Origin of the sequence: Methyloversatilis sp. MC4-4 (assembly GCF_049843555.1) — a bacterium.
GTDB lineage: Bacteria > Pseudomonadota > Gammaproteobacteria > Burkholderiales > Rhodocyclaceae > Methyloversatilis > Methyloversatilis discipulorum_B.
The window spans coordinates 312,947-328,704 of sequence record NZ_JBBHZK010000003.1 but is presented as its reverse complement, the minus strand read 5'-3'; the positions used below and the strand labels follow the sequence as shown (position 1 = coordinate 328,704).

Genomic DNA, 15,758 nt, shown 5'->3' with positions numbered 1-15,758 from the left:
AAAGTGCGCACCCGGAGGAGGGGACGATGTACGGGCTTTACGGGGCATTGTTGCTGTGGGCGCTGGCGCTTTACTGCGTCAGGCGCGATCTTGCGCGCGCCTGGGCCGAGCCCTGCCTGCGCCACCCGGTCATGGTGTTCGAGGGCGACGACTGGGGTTACGGCCCGCTGGAACAGGCCGACGCGCTGCGCGACATCGCGCGCGTGCTTTCGGCGCATGCCGATGCCCAGGGCCGTCACCCGGTGATGACGCTGGGCGTCATCTTGGCCGGCCCGGACGAGGCGCGGCCGGACGAGGCCGAGGCCTGCGTCACGCTGGACGACGCCCGGCTGGCGCCGGTGCTGGCGGAAATGCGCGCCGGCGTGGCGCGCGGCGTGTTCTCGCTGCAGCTGCACGGCATGCAGCACTATCACCCGGCGGTGCTGGACAAGGCCTGCGCGCAGGATCCGGCGCTGCAAGCGTGGCGACGCCAGCCCTTCCCGGCCACCGAAGACCTGCCGTCGCCCTTGCAGAGCCGCTGGACCGACGCCTCCAGCCTGCCGTCGCAGGCGCTGGACGGGACCGACATCGTCAGTCGCGCGACGGCCGAGGTATCGACTTTCGCCCGCATCTTCGGCGTGATGCCTGCGGTGGCGGTGCCGCCGACCTTCGTCTGGAACGATGCAGTCGAGACCGCCTGGGCGGCGGCCGGCGTGCGCGCGCTGGTCACGCCGGGCGAGCGCTACGAGCGGCGCGGCGCCGACGGCCTGCCGGTCGATAGCGGCCGGCTCTACCGGAACGGCCAGCGCTGTGCTTCCGGGCTGACGGCGCTGGTGCGCGACGATTATTACGAACCGGTGCGCGGCCACCGTGCCGACCGCGGGCTGGAGGCGCTGGCGCGCAAGTGGGCGCAGCGACGCCCGCTGCTGCTGGAAACGCACCGCTCGAACTTCGTCGGTCGGCAGGCCCGGCACCAGGACAGTCTGGCGGCGATCGACAGCCTGGTTGCCGAGGCCCGAAAGCGCTACCCGACGCTGTGTTTCGTGTCGGTAGAGGCGCTGGCCGACGCCTACGCGACCGGCGGATTGGCGCTGCTCGACCACGGCCTGCCGGCCCGGCTCCGGGCCCTGCCGTCGCGTCTGCTCACCACGGGGCGCCGGCGCAAGGTCCTGCTGTTGCTCTGTGTCCTGACGGTGTTTGCGGTCGCGCTGACGGTCTGAAGCCGCCGCCGGGCGCCGGAATGCGCTTTTCCATTGTGGAAATTTGTGTCTCCCGGCCGCGCCGGTAGCCCTGAAACGGCGTCGCAACGTGCGTTAGTTATCACCGCCCCTGTGCGCCGCGGCTTCTTGTGACCAGATTCACGCGTGATCCCCGGTTCAGCCCATATCGTTCGCGCTCAACAAGCCGGCGCCCCCGCGTCGGGACAATATTTGCGGCTGGTCCGAAGCATCGTCCGGGCGGCCGAAAAGGGGTTGATTGTGGTCAGACTGTTCAGTCACTACGTACCTTCCGTCACGCTCATGAGACTTATCGCCGAGGCGATCGTGCTGTTGATCGCCGGTTTCGGCGCCGCCTGGATCAGCGCGCCCGCCAGCATGGAATCGTTGCTGCCCGCACTGCTGCCGGCTTCGGTGTTCGCCATCCTGATGACGCTGCTGATGAGCGCGCTGGGCCTGTACCAGCGGGAACAGCCGCGCAACCTGTCGGAGCTGGTCGGGCGCGTGCTGTTTGCCTTCCTGCTCGGCCTGCCGGTTGCCTACATGGTGTTCCGCCTGCTGCCGCAGGGCAGCGTCGCGATGCCGGCACTCGATGTGTCGCTGTGCATGGGTTTCGGCGGCATCCTGCTGCTGCGCGCGGCGTCCTTCCTGCAGGCCGACGGCGCCGGCATGTTCACGCGGCGCATCCTGGTCGTCGGTACCGGCGCCGAAGCGGCTTCCGTCTGGGCCAGCGTATCGACCTCGGCCAGCGCCACACACACCATCGTCGGTTTCGTGCCGGTCGGTGCCGAAGAGGCGGTCGAAGTGCCGGCCACGCTGGTGATGCCGGAAGGCAGCTGCGTGATGCAGTTGGCGCGCGATCACCGCGCCAACGAAATCGTCGTGGCAGTGCGCGAGCGCCGCGGTGGCGTGCTGCCGCTGCGCGAACTGCTGGACTGCAAGCTGGCGGGCGTCACGGTGAATGACCTGTCGAGCTTCTTCGAGCGCATGCGCGGCCAGGTCCGTCTGGACACGCTGCGTGCCAGCTGGCTCATCTACGGCGACGGCTTCCGCCAGGGCTTTGCCCGCAGCGCGGTCAAGCGCGTGTTCGACATCGTCGCCGCCAGCGTGCTGCTGGTCGTGACCGCGCCCATCATGCTGCTGGCGGCCATCGCCATCGCGATCGAATCCGGCTTCCCGGTCATCTACCGCCAGGAGCGGGTCGGTCAGGGCGGCCGTACCTTCAAGGTGCTCAAGTTCCGCAGCATGCGTCTGGACGCCGAAGCCGACGGCAAGCCGCGCTGGGCCGGCAGCAACGACGACCGCATCACCCGCGTCGGCCATTTCATCCGCAAGACCCGCATCGACGAACTGCCGCAGATCTTCAACGTGCTGCATGGCGACATGAGTTTCGTCGGCCCGCGCCCGGAGCGTCCTTTCTTCGTCGATCAGCTGACCGACCAGATCCCGTTCTACGCCGCCCGTCACAGCGTCAAGCCGGGCATCACCGGCTGGGCCCAGGTGCGCTACAGCTACGGCGCTTCGGTCGACGACGCGGTGCAGAAGCTGCAGTACGACCTCTACTACGTGAAGAATCACACCCTCTTCCTCGACATCCTGGTGCTGCTGCAGACCGTGCGTGTCGTGCTGACCGGCGACGGCGCCCGCTGATCGTCGCCCCCGTGTCCGGCCGGCCGCGCGCTGCGCGCCCGCCGGGTCACGGGCACAATGCGGTTCATTGCAACACTTCTGACGCCGCGTCCTGATGGATTCCCTTCCCGCTGCCTTTGCGCTTTACGCATACGCTGCGGCCGCGCTCGGATTCGCCGCCTTCTGCCTGCAGCTCTTCATGAGCGCCAGCCGGTCGCCGCGCGCCCGCCTGCTCGGCTGGTGCATGGTGGGCGGCGCCCTGTGGTGTGCCGCCATGACGGGCTTCGTGTGGCGACCCCATCCGCTGTGGTGGACGCTGGCGCACGCGGCCGACGCGTTCCACTACCTGCTTTTCCTGTTCTTTCTTGCCGCCTGCGTGGTCGACCCGGATGGACGCCAGCCCTTGCGCGGACTGGTGCGCCGGCCTTCGTGGCTGATACGGCTGGCCCTGATCACGGTCCTGCCCTGTGCGCTGGCCTACGCCGTGCTGTCCTGGGTGTTGCCGCGCGACGCGGGCGCGCTGGTCTGGCTGATGGGATGTGGCCTGGGGTTGAGCCTGCTGGGCGCGGTGATGACCGAGCAGTTCTACCGCAACACGCCGCAGCAGTGGCGCTGGGGCGTCAAGCCGATGACGCTGGGTCTCGGCTTCACGCTGGTGTTCGACCTGTATTTCTTCTCCGAAGCGCTGATGTTCCGCGAGCTGGACCCGACCCTGTGGGCAGTGCGCGGTCTGGTGCACGCCATCGCCATCCCGCTGTTCGCCGCGTCGTCGGCGCGCATCCGCGAGTGGTCGATCCGGCTCAATGTGTCGCGCGAGGCGGTGTTCCACACTTCGGCGCTGGTGATCACCGGCGCGGCGCTGCTCATCATCGCGTTGGCCGGCTACTACGTCCGCTTCTTTGGTGGCGAGTGGGGCGCGGCACTGCAGACCGTGGTTCTGGCCGCCGGTGCGCTGGGGCTGGTGGCGTCCATCGCCTCAGGCAGCGTGCGCGCCTGGCTGCGCGTGTTCGTGAACAAGCACTTCTTCAGCCTGCGCTATGACTACCGGGCGGAGTGGCTGAAACTGGCCGACACGCTGTACAGCGCCTCCAACGTCGACACCCTGCGCGAAGCGTCGATACGGGTGATGGCCGATCTGGTCGAAAGCCCGGGCGGCATGCTGTGGCTGCGCAACGAGCAGGGCGTATACGCGCCGGCGGCACGACTCAACCTGCCGGCCATCGACGCGCGCGAGCCGGCCGACAGTCCGTTGATCGCGCTGCTGCTCGGTCGCATGTGGGTGGTCAATATCGAGGAGCATCGATCGCGCCCCGGCGTGTACGGCCACATGCGCCTGCCGGAATGGGTGGCGCAGATTCCCGAGGCCTGGCTGATCTGCCCGCTCGGCAGCGAGGACATGCCGCTCGGCTTCGTCGTGCTGTGCCGCCCGCGCGCCCTGGTCGACCTGAACTGGGAGGTGCGCGACCTGCTGAAGACGGCCGGCCGCCAGGTGGCTGGCGTGCTGAACCAGACGCAGGCGATGGAAGCGTTGATCGAGGCGAAGAAGTTCGAAGCCTTCTCGAAGATGAGCGCCTTCGTCGTACACGACCTGAAGAACCTCATTGCCCAGCTCACGCTGCTGCTGCGCAACGCGCAGAAGCACCGCGACAACCCGGAATTCCAGCAGGACATGCTGGACACCATCGAGCATGCGGTCGGCCGCATGAACAGCATGCTGCTGCAGCTGCGTTCCGGCACCCAGCCGATCGAGCAGGCAGCGCCGGTGTCGCTGACGCCGCTGCTCGAAAGGCTGCACCGGTCGCGCGCGCGCAGTGGCTGTGCGCTGGCGCTCGAAGTCGAGAGTGGACTGGTGATCCGCGCTCATGAAGACCGGATAGAGCGGGTTGTGGGGCATCTTGTGCAGAATGCACTGGATGCCACGCCGCAAAACGGTAAAGTCAGCATCAGGGCGCGCAGTGGGCAGGAGGGCGTCGTGGTCGAGGTCGAGGACAACGGCTGCGGCATGACCGAAGAGTTCGTGCGCGAGCGCCTGTTCAAGCCGTTCCAGTCCACCAAGGCGAACGGCATGGGCATCGGCGCCTATGAAAGTTTCCGCTACATCCAGGATCTGGGTGGACGCATCGAAGTAATCAGCGAGCCGGGGCGGGGCAGCCTGTTCCGGCTCGTGTTTCCTCAGCAGACGGCCGCGGTGGCCGTCGCCTGACCGGGAGTGACATGGCTGACAAGGGTCGTACGCTGTTGATCGTCGAGGACGATCCTGCGCTGCAGAAGCAGATGCGCTGGAGCTTCGACGATTACGAAGTGGTGCTTGCCAGTGACCGCGAATCGGCGCTGGCGCAGATACGGCGCCACGAACCGGCGGTCATCACGATGGACCTGGGTCTGCCGCCGGCGCCGGACGATGTGACCGAAGGCATGGCCCTGCTCGGCGAGATCATGGCGCTGGCGCCGCAGTCCAAGGTGATCGTGCTGACCGGACAGAACGACCGCGCCAACGCCTTGCGCGCGATCGGCATGGGCGCCTACGACTTCTACGCCAAGCCCTTCGAACCCGAACTGCTGGCGCTGCTGATCGAGCGCGCCTTCCGCCTGCACGATTTGCAGGCCGAGAACACACGCCTGGCCAATCAGAACCTCGGTGTCGAAGGCCGCTTCATCACGCGCGACGCCAACATGCTGCGCGTGCTGCGCACCATCGAGAAGGTGTCGGCGACGCGCGCCACCGTGCTGCTGCTGGGCGAAAGCGGCACCGGCAAGGAGGTACTGGCGAAGACGCTGCACGACCGTTCGGAGCGTGCCGGCGAACGATTCGTCGCGATCAATTGCGCGGCCATTCCCGACAACCTGCTCGAAAGCGAACTGTTCGGCTACGAGAAAGGCGCCTTCACCGGCGCCACCAAGCAGACGCCGGGCAAGATCGAAGTGGCCAACAAGGGCACGCTTTTCCTCGACGAGATCGGCGACCTGCCGGGCCCGCTGCAGGCCAAGCTGCTGCGTTTCCTGCAGGAGCGGGTGATCGAGCGGCTGGGCGGCCGCGACGAGATTCCGATCGACGTGCGCGTGGTGTGCGCCACCCACCAGAACCTGCAGACGCTGATCGGCGAAAGCCGCTTCCGCGAGGATCTGTATTACCGCCTGGCGGAAATCGTCGTCACCATCCCGCCGCTGCGCGAGCGCGAGGGCGACGCCGCGCTGCTGGCGCATTCCTTCGTCAAGCGCTTCGCCGGCGAGCAGGGGCGCAGTTCGATGTCGCTGTCGCGCGAGGCGGTGGCGGCGATCGAGGCGCACAAGTGGCCGGGCAATGTGCGCGAGCTGGAGAACTGCATCAAGCGCGCCACCATCATGGCCGACGGTAACCAGATCATGGTGCCTGACCTGGGCCTGAAGCCGGCGGAAGAGAACGGCAGCTTCTTCAATCTGCGCCAGATCCGCGAGGAAGCCGAGCGCAAGGCCGTCGTCAGCGTGCTGGCGCGCGTCGACGGCAATATGGTCAAGGCCGCCGAAATGCTCGGCGTGAGCCGGCCGACCCTTTACGACCTGATGAATCGTTTCGGCCTGCGCTGAAACCGACCTGGAGCATCGCTCTTGAACCCCACATTCCCGACCCTTCCGCGAGTCAGCCGACTGCTCGCCATACTCCTCTGCGCATCGGCGCTGGCTGCGTGCGACCGCAGCAAGCCGCCCGAGGAGTTGCTGGCGGAGGCGCGTTCGGCGTTCGAGCGCAACGACCTGCAGACGACGGCGATCCAGCTGAAGAACCTGCTGCAGAAGGATCCTTCGAACGCCGCCGCCCGCTACGAGTTGGGACGCCTCCACATGCTGACCGGCGATGCGCCGTCGGCGGTGAAGGAACTGACCCGTGCGCTCGATGCCGGGCATCCGGCGGAACAGGTGGCCCCCCTGCTGGCGCGCGCCATGGTCGAGGCCGGCGAGAGCAAGCAGGCGATCGAACGTCTGGGCACGACCAAGCTGTCGACGCCGGCCGCCAATGCCGAGCTCAGGGCCGCGATCGGTCATGCGCAGCTGGCGGTGGGCAACAAGGACGGCGCGAAAGTGGCATTCGACGAGGTGCTCTCGGTCGATCCCAACCATCTCTATGCTGCACTGGGCAAGGCGCGCCTGCTCGGTACGCAGCGTGAATTCGCCAGTGCCCACGCGCTGCTCGACAAGGTGCTGGCTGCAGATCCGAAGAGTGCCGAGGCCTGGTTCCTCGATGCCGAGATGAGATCGGCGCAGGGGCAGTTCGAGCAGTCGATGGCGTCCTATCGCAAGGTCTACGAGGTCAAGCCGAGCAACGTCACGGCGCGCTTCGTCGTCGTGTCGGCGCTGGCGAACGAAGGCAAGATCGAGGAAGCACGCAAGGAGCTGGCGGCGCTGCGCAAGGTGTCGCCCAAGGCGCCGGAAGCCAACTATCTCGACGGCCTGCTGCTGGTGAAGGAGCGCAAGTTTGTCGAGGCGCGGGACCGTCTGAACAAGACGCTCGCTGTTGCGCCGAACTACGTGCCGGCGCTCGGACTGGCCGCGCTGACCGAATTCGAGCTGCAATCATATGCACTGGCCGAACAGCACGCCGAAAAGGTGATCGCGCACGGCGGTGACTCCCTGTTCATCCGCAAGGTGCTGGTCGGCGCCTATCTGAGGACCGGCCGGCTGGACAAGGCGAGACAGGCGCTGGCTCCGCTGCTCAAGTCCAGCCCCGGGAATCCGGAAGTGCAGGCGCTCGCCGGTCAGGTCTATCTGACGGGTGGCGACGCCAAGGGCGCCGAGGCGGCGTTCGAGATCGCCGCGAAGAAGCAGACCGAAGACGCCGACGCGCAATCGCGGCTGGGCTTGAGCCGGCTGGCGGCCGGCGATCGCGAGGGTGGTATCGCGGCGCTGGAAGAGGCGGTCAGGCTGGATGCGGCGAGCGGTCGGCCGGACCTCGTGCTGATCGTTGCGCATCTGCGCAACCGCGACGCCGACCGCGCGCTGGCGGCGATCGATGCGCTGGAAAAGAAGCGCCAGATCGACCCGGTCAGCATCAATCTGCGTGGCACCGCCTATCTGCTGAAGAACGACCCCGACCGCGCGCGCGCCGAGTTCAAGCGTGCGCTTGAACTCGATCCCGCATATTTCAGCGCGGCCAACAACCTCGCCCGCATGTACGTGACCGAGGACAAGATCGCCGACGCGGAAGCGGTGCTGCAGCAGTTCGTCGCCAAGTCGCCGAAGAACGCCGATGCGCTGATGGCGCTCGCCGGTCTCAAGGCACGCACGCCGGACGGCACGCCGGAGTCGCTCAAGCTGCTGCGGCAGGCCATCGACGCCCATCCGAAGCAGGTGAATCCGCGGCTTGCGCTGATCGAGCTGCACCAGCTTTCGGGCGACCGTGGCAAGGCGCTGGCGGCCGCAAACGAGGCGCTCAACGCACTGCCGGACGAACCGCGAGTGCTCGACGCGCTGGCGCTGGCGCAGGCACGGGCCGGCGAACTGGAAGCATCGGTCGCCACGCGTACCAAGCTGGTCGAGCGCGACCCGACCTCGGTCCGCGCCCAACTGAATCTGGCGGCTACCCAGGTTGCAGCGAAGCGGGACGCCGAGGCGATCCAGACGCTGCGCAAGGTGCTGGCGCTGCAGCCGGAAACGGTCGAGGCGCAGAACATGCTGATCACCATCCACCGCAGCCGGAACGCGGTCGACGAAGCGCTCCGCGTGGCGCGCGACGTCCAGCGTCAGCGGCCCAAGGCGGCGCTGGGTTACGTGATGGAAGGCGAGCTGATGATGTCCTCGTCGAAGGCGGACCAGGCAATCAAGGCGTATCGCGAGGCCTTGAGCCGTGAGCGCACGGCCACCAACGTCACCCGCCTGCACGCGGCCCTCGAACGGGACGACAAGGCGGCCGACGCGCGCGCGCTGGTCGATGGCTGGCTCAAGGACAATCCGAAGGACGTCGAGGTGCTGCTCTACCTGGGCGACGTCGCGCTGGTCCGCAAGGCGCTCGATGACGCTCGGATGCGTTACGAGGCCGCGCTTGCGCGATCGGCGAACAATGTGATCGCGCTGAACAACCTGGCCTGGATCGCCGCCCAGCAGAAGGATGCGCGGGCCCGCAGCTATGCGGAAAAGGCCTACGCACTGGCACCGCGCAACCCTGCCGTGCTCGACACCTACGGCGGCATTCTGCTCGCCGCCGGCGACGCTGATCGGGGCCTGCAGATGATGCGTCAGGCGGTCGCGGCGGCGCCGTTCGCCAACGATCTGCGCCTGAATCTGGCGCGTGGGCTGGCCGGAGCCGGGCGCAAGGGCGACGCGCGCAAGGAACTGGAGCCGCTGGTTGCGCTGGGCAGCAAGTACGAACGTGCCGCCGAGGTGGCCGATCTGATGAAAACTCTTTGAACTGAATCCGGATAGAAAACCATGACCAAAGTTGCTGTGATCGGCCTCGGCTACGTCGGCCTGCCCCTGGCTGTCGAATTCGGCAAGAAGATGCCGACCATCGGTGTGGACATGTCGGCCGCCAAGGTGGCCGCCTACCGCGAATTCGTCGATCCGACCGGCGAGGTGAGCAGCGAGGACCTGCGCGCCGCCACCCAGCTGACGGTGACCACCGACGGCGCGGCGCTGGCCGAAGCGGACTACATCATCGTTGCCGTGCCGACGCCGGTCGATGACGCGCACCAGCCGGATTTCTCGCCGCTGGTCGGCGCTTCGGAAACCTGCGGCAAGCACATGAAGCGCGGCGCCATCGTGGTGTTCGAATCGACCGTCTATCCGGGCGCAACCGAAGAGGTGTGCATTCCGGTGATCGAGAAGTTCTCCGGCATGAAGTGGCTGCAGGACTTCAACGTCGGCTATTCGCCGGAGCGCATCAACCCGGGTGACAAGGAGCGCACGGTCACCAAGATCCTGAAGGTGGTGTCGGGCGACACGCCGGATACGCTGAAGAAGGTGGCCGACCTGTACAAGGCCGTCATCACCGCCGGCGTCTATGAAGCGTCCAGCATCAAGGTGGCGGAAGCGGCCAAGGTGATCGAGAACACGCAGCGCGACCTGAACATCGCCTTCGTGAACGAACTGGCCATCATCTTCGGCAAGATCGGCATCGATACCGAAGAGGTGCTGAAGGCGGCGGGCACCAAGTGGAACTTCCTGCCCTTCCGTCCGGGCCTGGTCGGCGGCCACTGCATCGGCGTCGATCCGTACTACCTCACCCACAAGGCCGACATGCTGGGCTATCACCCGCAGGTCATCCTGGCCGGCCGCCGCATCAACGACGGCATGGGCAAGTATGTCGCCGAGCAGACGGTGAAGAAGCTCATCCAGAGCGGCGCCTCGGTCAAGGGCGCGAAGGCGCTGGTGCTTGGCCTCACCTTCAAGGAGAACTGTCCCGACCTGCGCAATTCGCGCGTGATCGACGTCATCCGCGAACTGCAGAGCTACGGCGTCGAGGTCATCGTGCATGACCCGGTGGCCGAGTCGAAGGAAGCCGAGCATGAATACGGCGTGTCGCTGACCGACTGGGACGCCATTCCCAAGGTCGAGGCCATCGTGGCTGCCGTGTCGCACAAGGAGTTCGCCGCCCGTCCGCTGTCCGACTACGTCGGCAAGCTGAAGGCCGGCGGCGTGCTGGCCGACATCAAGTACCAGTTCGACGCGGCCGCGCTGGAAGCGCAGGGCGTCGGCGTCTGGCGTCTGTGAGACCCACGTGACACTGCCTGCAACCCTGCCCGAGTCCCTGTCTGCTGCGCTGGCCGCGCGCCCGCGCCGCTGGCTGGTGACCGGTGCCGCCGGCTTCATCGGTTCTCATCTGGTCGAAGTGCTGCTGCACGCCGGCCACAACGTGGTCGCGCTGGACAACTTCTCGACCGGCCATCAGCGCAACCTCGACGAGGTGCTGGGCGGCCTGCCGTCGCAGGCCGCGGCGCGCCTTGAATTCGTCGAGGGCGACATCCGCGATCTGGCGACCTGCGCCCGGGTGTGCAGCGGTGTCGACGTGGTGCTGCACCAGGCGGCGCTCGGCTCGGTGCCGCGTTCGCTGGCCGACCCGATCACTTCGCACGATTCGAACGTAAACGGCTTCCTGAACATGCTGGTCGCCGCGCGCGACGCCGGTGTCGGTCGCTTCGTCTATGCCGCGTCGAGTTCGACCTACGGCGATTCGCCCAATCTGCCCAAGGTCGAGGACGTGATCGGCAAGCCACTGTCGCCCTATGCCGTGACCAAGTACATCAACGAGCTGTACGCCGACGTGTTCGGTCGCTGTTACGGCCTGCCCTGTGTCGGCCTGCGCTACTTCAACGTGTTCGGCGCGCGCCAGGATCCGGAAGGCGCCTACGCCGCAGTGATTCCGCGCTGGGCGCGCGCGCTGCTGCTCGGCGATACGGTGCAGATCAACGGCGACGGCGAAACCAGCCGCGACTTCTGTTACGTCGACAACGCGGTGCAGGCCAATCTGCTGGCCGGTCTGACCGAGCGCACCGACGCGGTGAACACCGTCTACAACGTCGCCGCCCACCGCCAGACCTCGCTGAATCAATTGTTTGCAGCGATGCGTGACGAACTCGTGAAACGATTCCCGGACATCGCCGGCGCCCAGGCGCACTATCGCGACTTCCGTGCAGGTGACGTACGCCACTCGCTGGCCGACATCACCCGCGCACAAACCCTGCTCGGCTACGCGCCGACACACGACGTGTCGCGCGGTCTGGCCGAGGCGATGAACTGGTATGTGGCGCGTTTTGCGCCGGCGACGCTTGCCTGACGATGAAGCCTGTACGACTCGCCCTGTTGATTGCCTGCTGCGCCAGCGCGCCGGTGCTGGCGCTCGAGCCCGAAGCGGCTGCGCGCAGCCTGCTCGCCGAGGCGCGATCGTTCGAGCACGGCGAAGGCGTGCGGCGCGACACCGCCCGGGCGGCGGCGCTCTACTGCCAGGCGGCCAAGCTCGGTGACGCCGAGGCGCAGTTCAATCTGGCCTGGATGTACGCCAACGGCCGCGGTGTCGAGCGCGACGATGCGCTGGCCGCGACCTTCTTCGATCTGGCGGCCCGTCAGGGCCACGAACACGCGCAGCGCATGCTGCGCTTCACCGGTGCGCCGACGCGTGAACTGCCGCTGTGCATGCAGGATCCGCCCGAGCCCGAACCGGTGATGACCGCCGACATCGATCCCGATCTGGAAGCGGCCTTCGGTACCACCGCCGACCGCAAGCGCGTGATCGAGATCGTGCGCGAACTGGCGCCACACTTCGACATCGACCCGCAACTGGTGCTGGCCGTGATCGGCACCGAGTCGAATTTCAATCCCAAGGCGCGCTCGCCGAAGAACGCGCAGGGCCTGATGCAGCTGATTCCGGAAACCGCGCAGCGTTTCAACGTCCGCGACACCTTCGATCCGGTGCAGAACATCCGCGGCGGCATGGCCTACCTGCGTTGGCTGCTCGCCTATTTCGAGGGCGACGTGGTGCTGGCGACGGCCGGCTACAACGCCGGCGAGGGGGCGGTTGACCGCTACAAGGGCGTGCCGCCCTACCGTGAGACGCGCGAATACGTGAAGCGCATCCAGACCCTGTTCCGCAAGACCGAGCATCGCTACGACCAGAACGTGACCACGCCGTCGCCGGTGCTGCGCACGCTCGTGTCCCGTCGTGGCTGAGCGCGCACGGTACGATCGTCGGCGCCGCCTCGTCTGCGCAGCGTTGCTGTCGTCGCCGCTGCTGGCGCGTGCCGCGCTGAGCGACACCATCGTCCGCATCAAGCCGTCCATCGTCATCGTTGGCACCAATATGCGATCGCGCGCGCCCAGCTTCGAACTGAAGGGCAGCGGCTTCGTCATCGGTGACGGCACGCTGATCGCGACCAATGCGCACGTGGCCAGCGTGCCGCTCGATGCCGACCGTTTCGAAACGCTGGCGGTGATCGCCAGCGTCGACGGCCGTCAGCAGCTGCGCGAGGCGCGTATCGTCGCCTCGAGCACGGAGAATGATCTGGCGATCCTGAAGATCCAGGGCGCCGCGTTGCCGGCGCTGAAGCTCGGCGACTCGTCCAACGTGCGTGAAGGCCAGTCGGTGGCCTTCACCGGTTTCCCGATCGGCAGCGTGCTGGGTTTCACCCCGGTGACCCACCGCGGCATCGTGTCGGCCATTACCCCGATGGTGATTCCGGTCGATAACGTGAGCCAGCTCAACGCGGCCAACCGCAACCGGCTGGCGCGAGGCACCTTCACCGTGTTCCAGCTCGACGCCACCGCCTACCCGGGCAACAGCGGCAGTCCACTGTTCGATCCGGACAGCGGTGAAGTGATCGGCGTGATCAACATGGTGCTGGTCAAGGCGGGCAAGGAAAGCGTGCTGTCGCAGCCCAGCGGCATCAGTTACGCGATACCGGCCAGCCATCTGTCGGCCCTGCTCGCCACCGTGCGCTGAGGCGGCGCGGGGGCGAAAACCGCGGCTGCTATAATTCGCGGCACTTTCGGCTTATTCTGCCGATCAATCCTGCCGAACCTGCTGCCCCAACGCCCGTCCATGTCCCTGTTTGCGCTCGGTCTCAACCACCACACGGCCCCGCTTGCCGTGCGCGAACGCATGACCTTCCTGCCGGAAGCCCTGCCCGACGCGCTCGGCCAGCTGACGCGCGTGCGACCGGTGCAGGAGGCGGCCATCCTGTCCACCTGTAATCGCACCGAGCTGTACTGCGCGACCAACGACCCGGACAGCGCACTGGACTGGATGGCCGAGTACCACCGCATCGGCCCGTCCGAGATCGCTCCCTACATATACAGGCTGGAGCACCAGCAGGCCGTGCGCCACGTGTTCCGCGTGGCCAGCGGTCTCGATTCGATGGTGCTGGGCGAGCCGCAGATCCTCGGCCAGATGAAGCAGGCGGTGCGTCTCGCCGAGGGTGCAGGCACGCTGGGCGCGTTGCTGCACACGCTGTTCCAGCGCAGCTTCGCCGTTGCCAAGGAAGTGCGTTCGACCACCGCCATAGGTGCCAACATCGTGTCGATGGCAGCGGCGGCGGTACACCTGTCGGAGCGCATCTTCGGCAGCATTTCCGGCCAGCGCGTGCTCTGTGTCGGCGCCGGCGAAATGATGGAGCTCTGTGCGGCGCACTTCGCCGGCTGTACGCCGCGCGACATGGTGATCGCCAACCGCACGCTGGACCGGGCGCAGGTGCTGGCCGAGCGTTTCGCGCGCAGCGACCTCAAGGTCGGTGCGATCCGCCTCGACGAACTGGGTGAGCGCCTGGCCGACTTCGACATCGTGCTGTCCTGTACGGCCAGTCCGCTGCCCATCATCGGCCTGGGCATGGTCGAGCGGGCGCTGAAGCAGCGCCGGCATCGACCGATGGTGATGGTCGATCTCGCCGTGCCGCGCGACATCGAAGCGGAAGTCGACAAGCTGGGCGACGTATTCCTCTATACCGTCGATGATCTGGCACAGATCGTCGACTCCGGTCTCGAATCGCGGCAGGCGGCGGTGGTCGAGGCGCAGGCCATCATCGACGCGCGGGTCGCCAACTTCCTGCAGTGGGTGCAGGCGCGCGAGGCGGTGCCGGCCATTCGCGCGCTGCGCGGTCACGCCGAGGACATGCGCGCCGCCGAACTCGAACGCGCGCTGCGCGCTATCGCCCGTGGCGAAGCGCCGGACCGCGTGCTCGACACGCTGTCGCGCAATCTGACCAACAAGCTGCTGCACGGTCCGACACGGCTGCTCAACGAAGCGCCGCCGGAGGCGCGCGAGCAGATCGAAGGCCTGGTGCAGCGCCTGTTCCCGCAGCACGACCGCGACGCCTAGCGGCGCGCCTGTCCGTCCGCCGTGCCGGCCCGTCCGGCGATCGTTCCTCTCCCCGATTCCCTCCGCATGAAGCCGCGCATCGCCGAAAAACTCGAACAGCTGTCGACCCGTCTGGCCGATCTCGACGCGGCGCTGGCCGACCCCGGCGTGACGGCCGACATCGATCACTATCGCCGGCTCACGCGCGAACACGCCGAGCTGACGCCGGTCATCGCGCTCTACCAGGCCTGGTGCCGGGCGCGCGACGACGGTGAGGCGGCGCGCGGCCTGCTGACCGACGCCGACATGAAGGAACTGGCCCAGCTCGAAATCGAGCAGTCGGCCGCCGACATGGAGCGACTCGAAGGCGAGTTGCAGCGCGCGCTGCTGCCGAAGGACCCGGACGACGGCCGCAACGTGTTCCTGGAAATCCGCGCCGGTACCGGCGGCGACGAATCGGCGCTGTTCGCGGCCGACCTGTTCCGCATGTACTCGCGCTACGCCGAGCGCAATCGCTGGAAGGTCGAGGTGGTGTCGGCGAGCGAATCCGACCTCGGCGGCTACCGCGAAATCATCGCCCGCGTGAGCGGTGACGGCGTCTATCAGCGGCTCAAGTTCGAATCCGGCGGCCACCGCGTGCAGCGCGTGCCGGTGACCGAAACCCAGGGCCGCATCCACACCTCGGCGTGCACGGTCGCGGTGATGGCCGAGGTCGACGAGGTGGCCGAGATCGACATCAATCCTGCCGATCTGCGCATCGACACCTTCCGCGCCTCCGGCGCGGGCGGTCAGCACATCAACAAGACCGATTCGGCGGTGCGCATCACGCACATTCCGACCGGCATCGTGGTCGAGTGTCAGGACGACCGCAGTCAGCACCGCAACAAGGCGCAGGCGATGTCGGTGCTGGCGGCGCGCATCCGCGACGCGCAGGTGCGCGCGCGCGACAGCCAGATCGCCTCGACCCGCAAAAGTCTGGTCGGCAGCGGCGACCGCTCGGAGCGCATCCGCACCTACAACTTCCCGCAGGGCCGGATGACCGATCACCGCATCAACCTGACGCTGTACAAGCTGGATGCCATCATGGACGGCGACCTGGGCGAACTGATGGATGCGCTGGCGCACGAGCACCAGGCCGAACAGCTCGCGCAGCTGGCGGAGGAAGGCGCCTGACCGGCGCCCGC

General features: G+C 67.3%; 11 protein-coding genes. All 11 read left to right on the top strand.

Translation table 11 applies throughout. The features are described 5' to 3' along the window. The first annotated feature begins 26 nt into the window (after nucleotides 1-26). The 11 genes from WDZ97_RS14540 (at nucleotide 27) to prfA (ending at nucleotide 15,747) form a co-directional block, all read left to right on the top strand. Nucleotides 27-1,199 carry a hypothetical protein gene (locus tag WDZ97_RS14540; protein WP_425763215.1) on the top strand — a complete coding sequence of 391 codons (1,173 nt, stop codon included), beginning with the start codon at nucleotides 27-29 and terminating at the stop codon, nucleotides 1,197-1,199. Between the two features lie 300 nt (nucleotides 1,200-1,499). Continuing rightward, nucleotides 1,500-2,846: a TIGR03013 family XrtA/PEP-CTERM system glycosyltransferase gene (locus tag WDZ97_RS14535; protein ID WP_081629131.1), complete on the top strand. Its 1,347-nt coding sequence runs from the start codon at nucleotides 1,500-1,502 to the stop codon at nucleotides 2,844-2,846. Between the two features lie 94 nt (nucleotides 2,847-2,940). Next, on the top strand, nucleotides 2,941-5,028 hold the full coding sequence (gene prsK / locus WDZ97_RS14530) for an XrtA/PEP-CTERM system histidine kinase PrsK (RefSeq protein ID WP_425763214.1): 2,088 nt from the start codon (nucleotides 2,941-2,943) through the stop codon (nucleotides 5,026-5,028). Nucleotides 5,029-5,039: 11 nt separating this feature from the next. Beyond that, entirely contained in the window at nucleotides 5,040-6,389 is a 1,350-nt protein-coding gene (gene prsR / locus WDZ97_RS14525; RefSeq protein WP_019916780.1) for a PEP-CTERM-box response regulator transcription factor, read from the top strand. A 21-nt stretch (nucleotides 6,390-6,410) separates the two neighbouring features. Beyond that, nucleotides 6,411-9,200 (top strand): XrtA/PEP-CTERM system TPR-repeat protein PrsT, encoded by a 2,790-nt coding sequence (gene prsT, locus WDZ97_RS14520; protein WP_425763213.1) that lies wholly within the window; start codon nucleotides 6,411-6,413, stop codon nucleotides 9,198-9,200. 21 nt (nucleotides 9,201-9,221) lie between these two features. Next, nucleotides 9,222-10,502 (top strand): nucleotide sugar dehydrogenase, encoded by a 1,281-nt coding sequence (locus WDZ97_RS14515; protein ID WP_425763212.1) that lies wholly within the window; start codon nucleotides 9,222-9,224, stop codon nucleotides 10,500-10,502. A gap of 7 nt (nucleotides 10,503-10,509) precedes the next feature. Beyond that, nucleotides 10,510-11,565 carry an SDR family oxidoreductase gene (locus tag WDZ97_RS14510; RefSeq protein WP_425763211.1) on the top strand — a complete coding sequence of 352 codons (1,056 nt, stop codon included), beginning with the start codon at nucleotides 10,510-10,512 and terminating at the stop codon, nucleotides 11,563-11,565. A gap of 2 nt (nucleotides 11,566-11,567) precedes the next feature. Next, nucleotides 11,568-12,455: a transglycosylase SLT domain-containing protein gene (locus WDZ97_RS14505; RefSeq protein ID WP_304005225.1), complete on the top strand. Its 888-nt coding sequence runs from the start codon at nucleotides 11,568-11,570 to the stop codon at nucleotides 12,453-12,455. After that, the gene (locus WDZ97_RS14500) at nucleotides 12,448-13,224 is read left to right on the top strand and encodes a S1C family serine protease (RefSeq protein ID WP_425763210.1); all 777 of its coding nucleotides are present in this window, start codon (nucleotides 12,448-12,450) and stop codon (nucleotides 13,222-13,224) included. The genes WDZ97_RS14505 and WDZ97_RS14500 overlap by 8 nt, the downstream gene beginning before the upstream one ends. A 99-nt stretch (nucleotides 13,225-13,323) precedes the next feature. Next, complete coding sequence (hemA, locus tag WDZ97_RS14495) at nucleotides 13,324-14,595, top strand: glutamyl-tRNA reductase (RefSeq protein WP_304005229.1); 1,272 nt, start codon at nucleotides 13,324-13,326, stop codon at nucleotides 14,593-14,595. Nucleotides 14,596-14,661: 66 nt separating this feature from the next. Then, on the top strand, nucleotides 14,662-15,747 hold the full coding sequence (gene prfA, locus WDZ97_RS14490; protein ID WP_304005231.1) for a peptide chain release factor 1: 1,086 nt from the start codon (nucleotides 14,662-14,664) through the stop codon (nucleotides 15,745-15,747). Nucleotides 15,748-15,758 lie beyond the last annotated feature (11 nt).

Bases quoted from the DNA above. Each gene is read 5' to 3' on its own strand.
- WDZ97_RS14515 (WP_425763212.1), top strand. From the start codon at position 9,222: ATGACCAAAGTTGCTGTGATCGGCCTCGGCTACGTCGGCCTGCCCCTG.
- WDZ97_RS14535 (WP_081629131.1), top strand. From the start codon at position 1,500: ATGAGACTTATCGCCGAGGCGATCGTGCTGTTGATCGCCGGTTTCGGC.
- WDZ97_RS14540 (WP_425763215.1), top strand. From the start codon at position 27: ATGTACGGGCTTTACGGGGCATTGTTGCTGTGGGCGCTGGCGCTTTAC.
- prsR (WP_019916780.1), top strand. From the start codon at position 5,040: ATGGCTGACAAGGGTCGTACGCTGTTGATCGTCGAGGACGATCCTGCG.
- WDZ97_RS14505 (WP_304005225.1), top strand. From the start codon at position 11,568: ATGAAGCCTGTACGACTCGCCCTGTTGATTGCCTGCTGCGCCAGCGCG.
- prfA (WP_304005231.1), top strand. From the start codon at position 14,662: ATGAAGCCGCGCATCGCCGAAAAACTCGAACAGCTGTCGACCCGTCTG.
- prsK (WP_425763214.1), top strand. From the start codon at position 2,941: ATGGATTCCCTTCCCGCTGCCTTTGCGCTTTACGCATACGCTGCGGCC.
- hemA (WP_304005229.1), top strand. From the start codon at position 13,324: ATGTCCCTGTTTGCGCTCGGTCTCAACCACCACACGGCCCCGCTTGCC.